Annotated in this window: 17 protein-coding genes; 10 read left to right on the forward strand and 7 right to left on the reverse strand. The window is 46.0% G+C overall.

Translation table 11 applies throughout. From position 1 onward, the window contains the following. Position 1: 1 nt before the first annotated feature. Both fmt and def read right to left on the reverse strand, forming a co-directional pair. Positions 2 to 967 (reverse strand): methionyl-tRNA formyltransferase, encoded by a 966-nt coding sequence (gene fmt / locus ABXT59_RS00060; RefSeq protein WP_443636873.1) that lies wholly within the window; start codon positions 965 to 967, stop codon positions 2 to 4. After that, on the reverse strand, positions 964 to 1,521 hold the full coding sequence (def, locus tag ABXT59_RS00065) for a peptide deformylase (RefSeq protein ID WP_443636874.1): 558 nt from the start codon (positions 1,519 to 1,521) through the stop codon (positions 964 to 966). Before def ends, fmt begins: the two co-directional genes overlap by 4 nt. Positions 1,522 to 1,635: 114 nt before the next feature. Here def and ABXT59_RS00070 point away from each other — a divergent pair, with 114 nt between their 5' ends. From ABXT59_RS00070 to ABXT59_RS00095, 6 genes are read left to right on the forward strand one after another with little or no spacing between them, the layout of a single operon-like run. Further along, positions 1,636 to 1,953: a hypothetical protein gene (locus ABXT59_RS00070; protein WP_443636875.1), complete on the forward strand. Its 318-nt coding sequence runs from the start codon at positions 1,636 to 1,638 to the stop codon at positions 1,951 to 1,953. A gap of 6 nt (positions 1,954 to 1,959) precedes the next feature. Further along, on the forward strand, positions 1,960 to 2,751 hold the full coding sequence (gene dprA / locus ABXT59_RS00075) for a DNA-processing protein DprA (protein ID WP_443638634.1): 792 nt from the start codon (positions 1,960 to 1,962) through the stop codon (positions 2,749 to 2,751). A 22-nt stretch (positions 2,752 to 2,773) separates the two neighbouring features. Further along, entirely contained in the window at positions 2,774 to 3,349 is a 576-nt protein-coding gene (locus ABXT59_RS00080; protein WP_443636877.1) for an L-threonylcarbamoyladenylate synthase, read from the forward strand. Positions 3,350 to 3,371: 22 nt separating this feature from the next. Further along, positions 3,372 to 4,283 carry an oxygen-dependent coproporphyrinogen oxidase gene (gene hemF, locus ABXT59_RS00085; protein WP_443636878.1) on the forward strand — a complete coding sequence of 304 codons (912 nt, stop codon included), beginning with the start codon at positions 3,372 to 3,374 and terminating at the stop codon, positions 4,281 to 4,283. Positions 4,284 to 4,286: 3 nt separating this feature from the next. After that, on the forward strand, positions 4,287 to 5,132 hold the full coding sequence (gene aroE, locus ABXT59_RS00090) for a shikimate dehydrogenase (RefSeq protein ID WP_443636879.1): 846 nt from the start codon (positions 4,287 to 4,289) through the stop codon (positions 5,130 to 5,132). Positions 5,133 to 5,178: 46 nt separating this feature from the next. After that, positions 5,179 to 5,877 (forward strand): aspartate/glutamate racemase family protein, encoded by a 699-nt coding sequence (locus tag ABXT59_RS00095; RefSeq protein WP_443636880.1) that lies wholly within the window; start codon positions 5,179 to 5,181, stop codon positions 5,875 to 5,877. A gap of 6 nt (positions 5,878 to 5,883) precedes the next feature. On the opposite strand, the gene ABXT59_RS00100 is transcribed toward ABXT59_RS00095, so the two are convergent. Then, positions 5,884 to 6,615, reverse strand: coding sequence for a YebC/PmpR family DNA-binding transcriptional regulator (locus ABXT59_RS00100; RefSeq protein WP_443636881.1), 732 nt, complete (start codon positions 6,613 to 6,615; stop codon positions 5,884 to 5,886). A 123-nt stretch (positions 6,616 to 6,738) separates the two neighbouring features. Here ABXT59_RS00100 and ABXT59_RS00105 point away from each other — a divergent pair, with 123 nt between their 5' ends. Both ABXT59_RS00105 and ABXT59_RS00110 read left to right on the forward strand, forming a co-directional pair. Beyond that, entirely contained in the window at positions 6,739 to 7,230 is a 492-nt protein-coding gene (locus tag ABXT59_RS00105; protein ID WP_443636883.1) for a GNAT family N-acetyltransferase, read from the forward strand. A 54-nt stretch (positions 7,231 to 7,284) separates the two neighbouring features. Continuing rightward, positions 7,285 to 7,839: a peroxiredoxin gene (locus ABXT59_RS00110; RefSeq protein WP_443636884.1), complete on the forward strand. Its 555-nt coding sequence runs from the start codon at positions 7,285 to 7,287 to the stop codon at positions 7,837 to 7,839. 72 nt (positions 7,840 to 7,911) lie between these two features. Here ABXT59_RS00110 and ABXT59_RS00115 read toward each other — a convergent pair whose 3' ends face one another. The 3 genes from ABXT59_RS00115 to ABXT59_RS00125 are packed head-to-tail and all read right to left on the reverse strand — an operon-like array spanning position 7,912 to position 9,874. Beyond that, positions 7,912 to 8,811 carry a DMT family transporter gene (locus tag ABXT59_RS00115; protein ID WP_443636885.1) on the reverse strand — a complete coding sequence of 300 codons (900 nt, stop codon included), beginning with the start codon at positions 8,809 to 8,811 and terminating at the stop codon, positions 7,912 to 7,914. A 29-nt stretch (positions 8,812 to 8,840) separates the two neighbouring features. Continuing rightward, positions 8,841 to 9,338 (reverse strand): xanthine phosphoribosyltransferase, encoded by a 498-nt coding sequence (gene gpt / locus ABXT59_RS00120; RefSeq protein WP_443636886.1) that lies wholly within the window; start codon positions 9,336 to 9,338, stop codon positions 8,841 to 8,843. Continuing rightward, the gene (locus ABXT59_RS00125) at positions 9,335 to 9,874 is read right to left on the reverse strand and encodes a gamma carbonic anhydrase family protein (protein WP_443636887.1); all 540 of its coding nucleotides are present in this window, start codon (positions 9,872 to 9,874) and stop codon (positions 9,335 to 9,337) included. Before ABXT59_RS00125 ends, gpt begins: the two co-directional genes overlap by 4 nt. Positions 9,875 to 9,965: 91 nt before the next feature. Here ABXT59_RS00125 and ABXT59_RS00130 point away from each other — a divergent pair, with 91 nt between their 5' ends. Together ABXT59_RS00130 and ABXT59_RS00135 are read left to right on the forward strand one after the other, a co-directional pair. After that, positions 9,966 to 12,038, forward strand: coding sequence for a M3 family metallopeptidase (locus tag ABXT59_RS00130; RefSeq protein ID WP_443636888.1), 2,073 nt, complete (start codon positions 9,966 to 9,968; stop codon positions 12,036 to 12,038). Next, positions 12,028 to 12,267: a YheV family putative metal-binding protein gene (locus tag ABXT59_RS00135; protein WP_443636889.1), complete on the forward strand. Its 240-nt coding sequence runs from the start codon at positions 12,028 to 12,030 to the stop codon at positions 12,265 to 12,267. Before ABXT59_RS00130 ends, ABXT59_RS00135 begins: the two co-directional genes overlap by 11 nt. Before the next feature lie 11 nt (positions 12,268 to 12,278). Here the strand turns inward: ABXT59_RS00135 and ABXT59_RS00140 are convergent, their stop codons facing one another. Continuing rightward, entirely contained in the window at positions 12,279 to 13,628 is a 1,350-nt protein-coding gene (locus ABXT59_RS00140; RefSeq protein WP_443636891.1) for an MATE family efflux transporter, read from the reverse strand. Position 13,629: the final 1 nt, after the last annotated feature.

Below are 13,629 nucleotides of genomic sequence, written 5' to 3' on the forward strand. Positions count from 1 at the left end.
GTTAGCTTGCCATCCCAAGGCTAGTGAAGACTTCGCCAAGTATCATCTTTTGTATTAAGTTCATTAATTCACTTTGATTGAGGGTTTTACCGTTTGGCCATTGTAATTGGGTTATTTTAAGGTGTCCGTGACCACATACCACCTCTAAACCAGTTTTATCCAAACCCACTAAGGTACCCGCGGGGTGATTACTATGGGTGTCTAACGCATGGGCCATCCAGATGCGCAGACGGTGACCTTGCCAATCACTGTAGGCCACAGGCCAAGGGTTAAGCCCACGAACTTGAAGGCTAATTTGTTGCGCACTTTGCTGCCAATCAATGGCGCCCTCTGCCTTGGTCAATTTATCTGCATAGTTAGCCTGTGTATCATTTTGCACTTGAGGCGTAAGCATTGAATTTTGCAGACCATACAAAGTCTCCACCAAACCTTTGCAACCTAGCACCGCTAACTTAGCGTATAAACTTTTGCTGGTGTCATTAATTGCGATGGGGACTTCTATTTTTAGTAGCATCGGCCCCGTGTCTAGACCCGCTTCCATTTGCATCACGGTGATCCCCGACTGTTCATCCCCTGACAATATTGCTCTTTGAATAGGTGCTGCTCCACGCCAGCGGGGAAGCAATGAACCGTGGACATTAATACAACCCAAGCGTGGGGTGTCCAATACCGCTTGGGGCAAGATTAAGCCATAAGCAACGACGACCATCACATCAGCTTCGTAGTGGGCTAAAAGGTGCTGTGCTGAAGTGTCATTTAGAGAGACAGGTTGTTGGACTTCAATAGAGTGCTCAAGAGCTAGGGCCTTAACAGGACTAGCGGCAAGTTTGCGGCCCCGTCCAGCAGGTCGATCTGGCTGACTATAAACAGCAACAACGTGATGTGGACCATTTAATAGTGCTTGCAGGTGCTGTGCAGCAAAGTCTGGGGTACCTGCAAAAATAATCTTTAAACTGGCTCGGTTCACCCTTGGGATTCCAAGTTAACTTTAGCCTTAGCCTCGTAGAGGGTATCTTTGATATCGTCGCGATGTTTTTTCTCAAGTTTTTTACGGATCCGATCACGCTTTAGGTTAGATAGATAGTCAACAAACAATTTACCGTTTAGGTGGTCTAATTCATGCTGGATACACACTGCAAAAAGGCCTTCTGCGACTTCAGAAATGGGCTCTCCCTGCTCATCAAAGGCGCTGAGTTGAATGCGGCTATAGCGGGCCACGTCATCATAAAACTCAGGCACCGACAGACAACCCTCTTGGTAGCTTTGCTTGTCTTCAGTCAAGGGCTCCCAACTCGGGTTAATCAAAACTCGCGGCTCATCACCGTCATCGCTGACATCAATGACGACTAATCGCTGATGCACATTTACTTGTGATGCTGCCAGACCTATGCCGGGAGCATGGTACATGGTTTCGAGCATGTCTTTGGCTAATTGGCGAATATCGTCATTAATATGAGCTATATCCGCTGCAACCTTGCGTAAACGTGGATCTGGAAATTCTAAAATAGGTAATAGGGCCATGAGATTCAGGTTTCGTTATAGTCTGGCGTAGCAGCAAGTCCGTGCCTTGCTGACGCAAAATTGAATTTATTAACTAGAATTATACCACTATCTTTGTTTAGTAATGGAATGATTATGGATGATCATCATTTAGCTTGGTTGGCACTAAGTGAACTCAACTTAAGCTTTAAGCAAGGGTTTGAGTTAGCGCAGCTTTTTGGCAGTCAACAAGTCACATTAGATCCACAACACTGTTGTCAGCTCAATTCTATTTTGAATCAGCAGCAACTAAATTATCTAGCCCAATTAAATTCGCAACCTCTGGTGGTGAGTCTTGCTAACCCATTGCAATGGGCCCAAAGCCATAAAGCCAAGCTGCTATTGTTTCACGATGCAGGCTATCCTGAGGCGTTAAACTCTATCCACCATCCACCTGCATTTTTATGGGTATAAGGTCGTATAAGCTTACTGAATGAGCCCAGTATCGCCATGGTAGGTGCCCGCAAGGCCAGTGTTAGTGGCATGGCGCTGGCCAAACACTTTGCCTCCAGTCTTGGGGCCAGTGGCTTAACTATTGTCAGTGGCCTAGCCTTAGGTATTGATGGGGCGTGTCATCAAGGAGCATTAGATGCGCAAGCGGACACTATTGCCGTACTTGGATCAGGCTTAGGTCAAATATACCCTGTCAAACATCGATCCTTAGCACAAAGTATTATTGCTGGTGGTGGGTTACTGGTGTCACCTTGGCCCCTCATGGCAAAACCCCTTGGCTATAGGTTTCCCGTTCGTAATCAAACTATAAGTGGGCTCAGTCTGGGTGTATTAGTGGTAGAAGCAGCACTGCGCAGTGGTTCTCTAATTACTGCGAAGGCCGCTTTGGAGCAGGGACGGGAGGTCTTTGCTGTGCCATCTAATGTAAACAATGTCCTTGGTCGAGGCTGCCATCAGTTGATTCGTGATGGTGCCATATTGGTGGATCAACCGCAGCAAGTCTTAGTCGAGTTAGCACCGCAGCTGCGCCCTCTGATTGCGCACTACCAAGCCCAAGACCCAAAAAACCATGAGCATTCTGCAGATATTGCCCAAGAATTACAAATATTACTCAGAGTTTTTGGCTATGACCCCGTGCCTGTTGATATACTTTGTTCTCAATTGGCACTGCCTTATAGTGTGGTTGCAGCTCAATTGGTGGAATTAGAACTACTGGGCCGTGTTCGTTTAACGGTGGGTGGCTATGAAATAGTGCTTTAAGCACCAGCTATTTAGGAAATCTATGGGCCTTATGCGACCTAACGACTGGCATTTAACCTGTGCTACACAAACCCTAGTTATGGGGGGTGTCATCGCCTATCCTACTGAGGCGGTCTGGGGTTTAGGCTGTGACCCCTGGAATGAAGCAGCAGTGTATCGAATTTTACAGCTAAAACAACGGCCCATGCACAAAGGTTTAATATTAGTAGCATCCCAGTGGAGCCATTTTCAGCCCTTAGTGGAAGCCTTAACATCGGCTCAGATTGAGCAGCTTAACGCAACTTGGCCGGGCCCAACCACTTGGCTAATGCCAGATCCACAAGCTTGGGTGCCACCTTGGATTAAAGGTCAACATAAGAGTGTGGCCCTGCGTGTTTCTGCGCATCCCTTAGTGGCGCGTTTATGTGATCGCTTTGGTGGACCCATTGTGTCTACCTCTGCTAACTTGGCCGGGCGTCAGCCTGCCAGAAGTCGGTTACACATTTTGCGGACCTTTGGTGATCAACTCAACTACGTGGTGAGTGGTGAGTTAGGTCAGAGTAAACAACCAAGCCAAGTGAAAGATTTAGTTTCAGGCCAAATTATCCGTCCAGCTTAAATCCATATGTAAGGAATTATTAGTGTCCAATGTTGATATCAGTGCAGTAAAAAGCTACCTTCTTGGGTTGCAGCAAACCATCTGTAATGCCTTACAGGAACTTGATGGTGGGGCACAATTTATGGCTGATGAATGGCAGCGAGAAGCAGGTGGTGGTGGCCTTAGTCGTGTCTTAGCTGGAGGTAGTGTGATCGAAAAGGGTGGGGTTAATTTTTCCCATGTGATGGGAGATTCAATGCCTGCATCAGCTACAGCCCATCGACCAGAATTGGCTGGACGGAGTTTTCAAGCCATGGGTGTGTCCTTGGTCATCCACCCTCGCAACCCTTATGCGCCAACATCCCACGCCAACGTTCGGTTTTTTATTGCAGAAAAACCGGGTGCTGATCCTGTATGGTGGTTTGGTGGTGGTTACGACTTAACCCCTTATTATGGCAACCAAGACGATTGCCGTCATTGGCACGCTGTGGCCAAAGCTGCCTGCGACCCCTTTGGTGATGACTTACATCCAAGACTAAAAACTTGGTGTGATGAGTATTTTTACATACCCCACCGCAAAGAGGCGAGGGGCGTGGGGGGGTTATTTTTTGATGATTTAAATGATCCTGACTTTGATACTGCATTTGCCATTATGCAAAGTGTTGGAGATAGTTACCTCAAAGCCTATGGACCTATTATTGAACGTCGTAAAGACACGCCCTATGGTGAGCGGCAACGGGATTTTCAGCTACACCGTCGCGGCCGCTATGTAGAGTTTAATTTAGTTTATGACCGCGGAACCTTATTTGGCTTACAAACGGGAGGCCGCACTGAATCTATTCTTATGTCATTACCCAGTGAAGTGCGCTGGAGCTATGACTACCAAATTGAAAAAAATTCAGAAGAAGCCCTCTTAGAGCGGGATTATTTACCTGCCAAAGATTGGTTGGAGTAGCCTATGCCCATTGATAAGATCATTGATCAATATCGTGTGTTGGGCAACCCCATACACCAAAGTAAGTCGCCCAACATCCATCAAGCGTTTGCTGCTGCCACTAATCAACATCTTAACTACCAAGCTCAGTTAGTGGTAGAAAAAGACTTTGAATACACGGTGAGGCAGTTCTTTGCAGCGGGTGGTAAAGGCCTGAATATTACTGTGCCATTTAAACAACGGGCTTTTGCCATGGCTCAGGTGCACAGCCCTGCAGCGGCTAAGGCAGAGGCAGCCAATACCCTTTATTTGAATGCACAAGCACAGTTAGTGGCTGACAATACGGATGGTTTGGGCTTAGTGCGTGACATCTGTCATAACCTAAAGGGCCAGTTAAATGCTAAGCGAATCTTAGTGTTAGGGTCAGGTGGTGCTGTTAGGGGGGTGTTACAGCCCATTTTGGCACAGCGACCCGCACAGGTGGTGATTGCTAATCGAACCTACATCAAAGCCTGTGACTTAGTTGCTTTATTCACTGATTTAGGGGCCATTGAAGCTATCCCAATGGCGCAGCTACAAGGCTCATTTGATTGGATTATTAATGGCACATCAGCTAGTTTAACAGGTGATTTACCACCACTGCCTAAAGGCTTGATTAACAACACGAGCCGCTGTTATGACATGATGTATGGTGCCCAAACAACTGTGTTTAACCAATGGGCCCTCAATCAAGGTGCGGCCCGGGCAGATGATGGTTTGGGCATGTTGGTAGAGCAAGCTGCTCAATCCTTTCACTTGTGGCGGGGAGTGCTACCGCCGACTGCACCCATACTATTAACCTTAAGGGCTGAACTAAAGAGGCAAAAGTAAAATGCTAGAATTTAATATTACCTACGGTTTGTCGGGACTTTAATGTATGAAGACCATTGGCTTAATAGGGGGCATGAGTTGGCAATCCACTAGTCTTTATTATAGTGCAATTAATGCGGGGGTTAAGCAAAGCTTAGGGGGTTTGCATAGCGCAAAAGTGTGCCTTTACAGTGTCGATTTTCATGAAATTGAGCAGTTACAGCATGCAGGAAAATGGTGTGAAACTGCTGTTATATTGGCACATGCTGCGCAAGCGGTAGAAGCGGGTGGGGCAGATTTATTTCTCATTTGTACTAATACTATGCATAAGGTGGCTGCAGAAGTGCAGGCAGCAGTGAAAATTCCGTTATTGCATATAGCCGATGCCACAGCGAAGCAATTATTAGCCCATAGCATGACCAAAGTCGGCTTGTTGGGCACTGCATTCACTATGCAGCAAGAATTTTATAAAGGGCGCTTGAGCCATGACTTTGGCATTGAAGTATTGGTGCCTAGTGCAGAGCAACAAACGATGATTCATGAGGTGATTTACCAAGAATTATGTCTTGGTATGATTAATCATGACTCTAAACAAAAATACCTAGCCGTGATTCAAGACCTATTTAACCAAGGCGCCCAGGCGGTAATTTTAGGCTGTACAGAAATCACTTTGCTGGTACAACAGCAAGATACCCACGTGGCGCTCTACGATACGACCGCCATCCATGCTCAAAGCGCGGTAGAGGCGGCGTTGGATCCAGACTAGTGTGATTTAGCCTAGTTCGGCATTGTGATAAACATTTTGCACGTCATCAAGGTCTGTGAGCATATCTAAAAATGTTTCAAACATTGCAGCGTCATCACCTGTTATTGGGCTCATATTTTGTGGGATGAATTGAATCTCATCCACTTCAAACTCAAACCCGCCTTCATCGTTACCTAAAGTATCGATGAGCGCTTGCTTGGCTTTGTTGTACTCAGTGTTAGGTGCAAATACACTGGTCTTACCATCCTCACATTCAACGTCCGACACATCTACGTCGGCTTCCATTAGCGCTTCTAGTACGGCATCTTCGTCATTGCCGGCAAATACAAAAATAGCACTATGATCGAACATGTGGCCTACACTACCTGAGGTACCAATTTTGCACTTAGTTTTAGTGAAACATAGGCGTACGTCACCAAAAGTACGGTTTGGATTGTCTGTTAGGCACTCAACAATCACCATAGCATTGCCCGGGCCATAACCTTCATAACGCGCGGTGGAGTAGTCTTCACCGCCACCACCTTTAGCTTTTTCTAATGCCTTATCGATCACGTGGCTAGGTACTTGATCTTTTTTGGCTTTGTCGATGAGTGTACGCAGGGCGAGGTTACCGTCGGGTTCCACACCACCAGATTTTGCACAAACGTAAATTTCACGACCGTATTTGCTATACACCTTAGCTTTCGCATCAGATGTTTTGGCGATGTCTAACTTTTTGTTTTGGTAGGCTCTGCCCATGGTATCTGTCCGGTGGAAAATAACACCTTAATTTTACCTTTATAATTGATTTGGCGAAAGCTACACATGTAAACTTCTCTAATAACCCTAAAACAAGCGCTATTTCACTTAGGATTCAACACAATGAATATCCGAGAAGTTATTGATGGTGATTTTGATGACATTTGGCCCATCTTTCATGCCATTGTTAATAAGGGCGACACTTATGCCTACCCCCGCGATACTAATAAGGAACAGGCTCAAAATTTGTGGTTAGAGATGCCACTGATAACCTATGTAGTTGAAAAAAACAGTGTTATTTTAGGGACTTACTTCATTAAAACTAATCAGACCGGAGCCGGCGAGCACGTGTGTAATTGTGGGTATATGGTTGCACCTGCTGCACAAGGCCAAGGGCTTGCCACGTTAATGTGCCAACATTCACAACGACAAGCACTTGAATTGGGCTACAAAGCGATGCAGTTTAACTTTGTTGCAGCAAGCAATACGGGCGCCTTAAAACTATGGCAAAAGCTAGGCTTTGCGACAGTGGGATGCTTACCGAAGGCGTTTTTGCATCCACAATTGGGATATATAGATGCCATGGTAATGTATAAATGGTTAACTTCGTGCTAGATTTAATGAGTTGCAAGTGACAGTTCTGTAGCTTATTTAAAAAGAGTATCACTTATGAGTCTTACAAAACTTCCAAAAGACCTACCGGTACCTTTAGATGATGGCCGCAGTGATCATTTATACGGAATGCAGTGGCCATCCTTAAAGTTAATGGCCACTAACCAACAGTGGGTGGATTTGGCGCAGATCAAACATTATGCCGTGGTCTATGTGTACCCTATGACAGGGCGGCCCGATGAGCCTCTGCCAGAAAACTGGGATGATATTCCGGGTGCAAGAGGTTGTACTCCTCAATCATGCAGTTTTAGAGATCATTATGTGGCATTGCAACAACTTAATGCTCAGGTGTTTGGTTTGAGTGCGCAAGTCAGTGCCTACCAACTTGAGGCGCAGCAAAGGCTGCACTTACCATTTGAATTATTGAGCGACAATGAGTTACGTCTTAAAGCAGAGCTTTCGCTACCTACATTTGAAGTCGCCAATATGGAATTATACAAACGTATGACTCTGATCATAAAACAAGGCCATATAGTTAAGGTTTTTTACCCAGTATTTCCTTCAAGTGAAAACGCTCAAGAGGTTATAAAGTGGCTCCATAGCCAAGCTTAACTCAACACAGGTGTCCAGTTAATCCATTGAGCTGTTCATGCACGTCATCCAGAGGGGCAACCATGCTGCCAGCTAAACAGAAGCCTTGGGGTGACGCACAAAGGGCAATTTGATACCCAAAATCAGCCCATTACCCAGCAATACTAGACCTAAGCCGCTCAAACTACTTAAGCTCCATGCATAACCCTCAAACACAGTGGATAGTGCTAAAGCGACCACTGGGAAAAGAACTGTAGCGTAGGCAGCTTTGCTGGCACCTATGCGGGCCACGAGAGAAAGGTAAGCCGTGAAACCTGCCACACTGCCAATAATGGCTAAGTAAAATAAACCGCCAAGGTATTGAGGGCGAGAGTCCCAGGTTAATGGAGTGTTGGTAATCAATAGCAGGCCAGCCAAAAATAGAGCTCCATAAACCATAGCATAAGCACTACTAGTAAAAGGTTTGAGCCCTTTCTTGTTATGCCTTACAGAGATCATATTGCCAAGAGAAAACAAAAAAGTACCCAGAAATGCAAAGCCAATACTGCCCAGATCCACCCCCTTATTTGAATCCTCTGCTAACTCAGGCCAAAACATTAAACTCAAACCAATAATGCCAAGAATACCTGCAGCAAAGACTGCTGGGGTTGGTTTTTCACCCCAAAAAATTCGGTTGTTGATGGCGTTAAATAAGGTTGAAGAAGAAAAAATAACCGCTAATAGACCACTAGAAACTGTTAAACCTGCCGTATAAACACACACAAAATTGAGTGAAAACAAACATATGCCATGCAGTACCATAAAACCATGGTCCTGTTTGCTTGTGGTTTGTAACCGCCCACTAACCAGAACCAAAAACAGCATAATGGCCGCTGCTAGGGCAAAACGGTAAAACACAGAAGTTAGTATGGCCACTTCGCCTAATTGCAAAGGGATAGCGATCCAAGTGGTGCCCCAGATAAGGACGGTGGATAAATATAAAAATTGGGTCACGCCGATTCCTTAGGGCTATGTTGCCGTATTTAGTCTTGCAGGTCTGCAATTGGGGTTGCAAAGCTTTGTGCCATATCCCACGGGAAACGAATCCAAGTATCTTGACTGACTTCGGTAATGTACATGTCGACAGCAGATTTACCCGCTGGTTTAGCATACACAGTGGCAAAGGTGGCCTTTGGTACCATGGCCCGCACAGCAGCAGCTGTTTTACCCGTATCCACAAGATCATCAATGAGTAAAAATCCTTCACCGTCACCATCAAAGCCTTTGAGTAACTTAAGTTGGCCTTGCTGACTGGCTTCCACTCCTGTTTCAAGTTGGCCATAGCTAGAAATACAAATAGTGTCAATCAAACGGATGTCTAACTCACGAGCAATAATGGCAGCAGGTACCAAGCCGCCTCGGGTAATAGCAATGATGCCTTTCCAAGGCCCATGATCAAGTAAGCGCCAAGCTAATGCACGGGCATTGCGGTGCAGTTCTTCCCAAGCAATGGGGTAGTCTTTATGGTACGGATTACTCATAGTTGCTCCTGTGCTAAGTACTGATTTTTTAGATTGACATAATTGTTTGCCATGTAGGTAAGGCTTGAGAGTTCATCATTTGTTAAGGGGCGTTTTTGTCGGGCAGGACTGCCCGCGTATAAAAAGCCACTCACCAACTGCTTGCCAGGAGTAACAAGGCTATTGGCAGCGATCATAACGTCATCGTCCACTGTTACGTTGTCCATAATTGTGCTTCCCATGCCGACTAATACGCGATTACCAATAGTGCAACCGTGCAAAATAGCACGATGCCCCACAGTGACCTGATCACCAATAATCAACGGATAGCCATTTGGGTTGTGAGTGCTTTTATGGGTAACATGTAAAATTGACCCATCTTGAATGCTAGTAGAGTGGCCAATGCGGATGTGATTTACATCGCCTCGAACCACACTGTAGGGCCACACGGACGAGTCTGCTCCAATATACACATCTCCAATAATAATACACTCTGCATCAGCAAACGCAGTTGAATCTATCTGCGGCTTGGCATGTTTAAGGGGTCTAATGGACATTGTTGTTCCTAATTTGCAGCAAAACGTTGGGTATTGCTTAAAGAGGCACTATTATAACCCCACTTACATACAAAACAATCGACGAGATGTCATGAACACCAATTCCTTACAAGACGCTTTACTACTACCCGACTTTTTGTCAATGCAGCCGGCTGACGTAGCAGCCACTCTGGATAAAAAGTTGGCCGATAATCACACCGCCATTGAACAATTGCTGGGTGGCCAAGCTAAACTAAGCTATGCCCAGTTGGTACCCACGCTTGAACATTTAGATGACGAGATTAATCAGCTTTGGGGGCCACTTAGTCATTTGCATGGGGTGAGTAATAAAGATGAGGTCAGGGCCGCTTTTGATGAGTGTTTGCCAAAACTAACCGCCTATGCCACGAAAATGGGACAGAATAAGGCCTTGTACTTGGCTTTTTTAGACTTGTTAGAGAGCCGTGAGTTTAGCCAATTAAGTCAATCCCAGCAGCAGTTTGTGAAGCTCCAGATTAGGGACTTTAAATTGGCAGGTGTGGCATTAAACCCCCAGCAGCAAACAGATTATGGTCAATTGAAGCAACAAATGGCAGAGCTATCTACACGCTTTTCAAATCATCTTATGGATGCTACTGAGCTATGGAGAAAGCATATTGTTGATAGTGATGACTTACTTGGATTGCCAGAATCTGCATTACAGCAGGCCCTAGAGGCGGCCAAAGCTGAGGCCTTAGACGGTTACTTATTAAAACTGGATTTCTCTTGTTATCACGCCGTAATGACCTTTGCAGAGCAAGCACCTTTAAGGCAGGAAATGTATCAAGCCTTTAATACACGAGCTTCTGATCAAGGACCCCATGGCGGACAGTTTGATAACAGTCAAGTGATGCAAGAATTAGTGGGATTGCGTCATAAGCTGGCTAATCTTGTGGGCTTTGATCATTATGCAGATTACTCGGTAGCCAAAAAAATGGCTGACTCTGGTCGCGCTGTTGAAGTATTTTTAATAGACCTAGCTAAGGGCTGTAAGCCACAAGCTGAAGCAGACATGCGTCAGCTACAAGAGTTCACAACAACCCAAGGTGGACCCACTCCATTAGCCGCATGGGACGTGGCTTATTACAGTGAAAAACTGCGTCAAAGCCGCTTTCACCTATCACAGGAAGAGCTCAAACCCTATTTTGCCTTATCTAAGGTGCAAGCTGGACTGTTTGATGTAGTCAAACGTATTTATGGCATTGAAGTGTCACCTTGTAATGGTATTGCTACTTGGCACCAAGATGTGGGCTTTTATCAAGTGTCTTTTGCCGGCAAAGCCATTGGGTACTTTTATTTTGATCTTTATGCTCGTCAGCATAAACGTGGTGGCGCATGGATGAATGAGTGCCGTAATCGACAAATTAAAGCCAATGGTGAATTGCAGTTGCCGGTGGCATATTTAGTGTGTAACTTTGCTCCGCCAGTGGGTGATAAGCCGGCCTTGCTTACCCATGGAGAAGTCACTACGCTGTTTCATGAATTTGGCCATGGCTTGCACCATATGATGACTAATATTGATGTTGCGGGTGTTGCTGGCATCAATGGCGTGGCCTGGGATGCCGTGGAATTACCCAGTCAACTATTAGAAAACTGGTGTTGGCAAGAACAATCATTGCGTTTGTTTGCTAAGCACCATCAAACAGGTGCGGCTTTGCCAGAAGATCTGCTGCAGAAAATGCTTGCCGCTAAAAACTTTCAAGCGGGCATGTTTGTTATGCGCCAACTGGAATTTGCCCTTTTTGATTTACGACTTCATATGAATTACAACCCAGCTGCACCTCAATCGGTGCAGTCGGTGTTAAATGCGGTGCGAGAAGAAGTTGCTGTAGTCAAAGCGCCCTCATGGAACCGTTTTCAGCATGGTTTTGCGCATATATTTGCGGGTGGTTATGCGTCTGGGTACTACAGCTATCTGTGGGCAGAGGTATTAGCTGCAGATGTCTTTAGTCGTTTTGAAGACGAGGGCATCTTTAATCCAGCGACGGGCGCCGCACTTTGGACGCAGATAACGGGTCAGGGTGGTAGCCGTGACGCCATGACTTTGTTCACACAATTTATGGGTCGCGAGCCTAGTGTCGACGCCTTAATGCGCCACAAGGGTTTAGCTAATAGTTTAGGGCAAGGACAACGCCATGAAAGTTAGATTTATTGCTGGCATTGTGTGCCCCAAGTGTGGCGCCCAAGACAGTGTAAGGATTTACATTCCGGAACAAGGTGAGGTGGATGAGCAGTTACGAGATTGTGTTACCTGTGGTCACGAAGAACGGATAGGGCAGGGTACCGCCGCACGCCAAGAGATGACGACCCGAGTGAATCATACTAAGCCAACGGCAGTTCAAGAAGTAGAACCTCAAGTACTGAAGTTGAAGTAGTGGCGGCTTGTTCATAGATTGACAAACCAGGTTTGTTTATGACTGAGCCATAGGAAACCTGCTAAGGCGACCAAGGCTCTAACGCCACAAAACCCCAAAAATGCCCACCAAAGTCCATCATTGCCCCAAGGTTGCAATAGATACCAAAGGGGCAACAACGCACCTAAACTGGCTAATACTGAATAGAACATGGCTTGGGCTTGGGTCGCACCCACAAAAATGCCATCAAATAAGTAGCTCCAAACACTAATGATGGGCACCCATGTGACCCATACTGCATGCTGCATGGCGATTTTTTGGACCTCCTCAATGGAGGTCAGCAGGTTAATAAAAACGTCACTTAATAACCAAAAGCCAACTGTTGCAGCAACAGCGACGATGATCGAATAAACCCCTGCACCGTAGCATAGTTGATAAAACCGCTGTCGCTTTTTGGCCCCCAAAGCCTCTCCACAGGCAGCTTCAATCGCAAAAGCAAATCCATCTAAAGCGTAAGCAAGTAATGTTACATACTGTAATAATAGTGTATTAGCGGCTAATACATCATCGCCCATGCGCGCACTTTGAGAGGTAATAAAAGCAAAAGCGAAGAGCAGCATTAAAGTTCGAAAGAACAGGTAGCTGTTGAGGCGCACTAACTGCTTGGCCAAAGGTGAAAATGCAGCCCACTGAATGAAGAATTGCTGGTTAAACCGAGCTAAGTGACGCCAAACTAAAGTTAGGGCTAGCAAAAGGCCACAATAATCAGCCAACAAACTACCCCATGCAACACCCGCACTGGTCATGTCAAAACCAACCACAAATAACAGGTTAAAACCGATATTACTGACGTTAGTCACCACCAGTAAGATCAGAGGACTACGACTATCTTGGCGCCCTAACAACCAACCTAAACACACATAGGTGACTAATACGGCGGGTGCACTATAAACCCGGATCGTGAGATATTCTTGAGCTAATCCAGAGACTTGCGTACTGGCCCCCATCAGCGACACACCCAGAGGGATTAACCAGCTTTGTAGGGCCATTATGCCCACTCCAATCACCAAGGCTAGCAGACCTGGCATAAATAGTAGCTGCATCAAGCGCTGAGTATCTTGGGCCCCATGGGCCTGTGCCGTGAGGCCAACAGTCCCCATACGTAAAAAGCCAAAGGCCCAATAAATAAAGGACAGCAAGGTAGCACCCAAAGCCACTGCACCTAAATAGCGAGCGTCATCTAAATGACCCATAATGGCAGCGTCTACTAACCCTAGCAGGGGCACGCTAATGTTAGAAACAATTAAAGGCCAAGCAAGCAGCCAAAGTTGGTGCATGTGTTTGGCTTCGGGGGCATATTGAAGAGGCCCGTGTTTGACCACG

The sequence above is a fragment of the Candidatus Njordibacter sp. Uisw_058 genome, assembly GCF_047730065.1.
GTDB lineage: Bacteria > Pseudomonadota > Gammaproteobacteria > Pseudomonadales > Balneatricaceae > Njordibacter.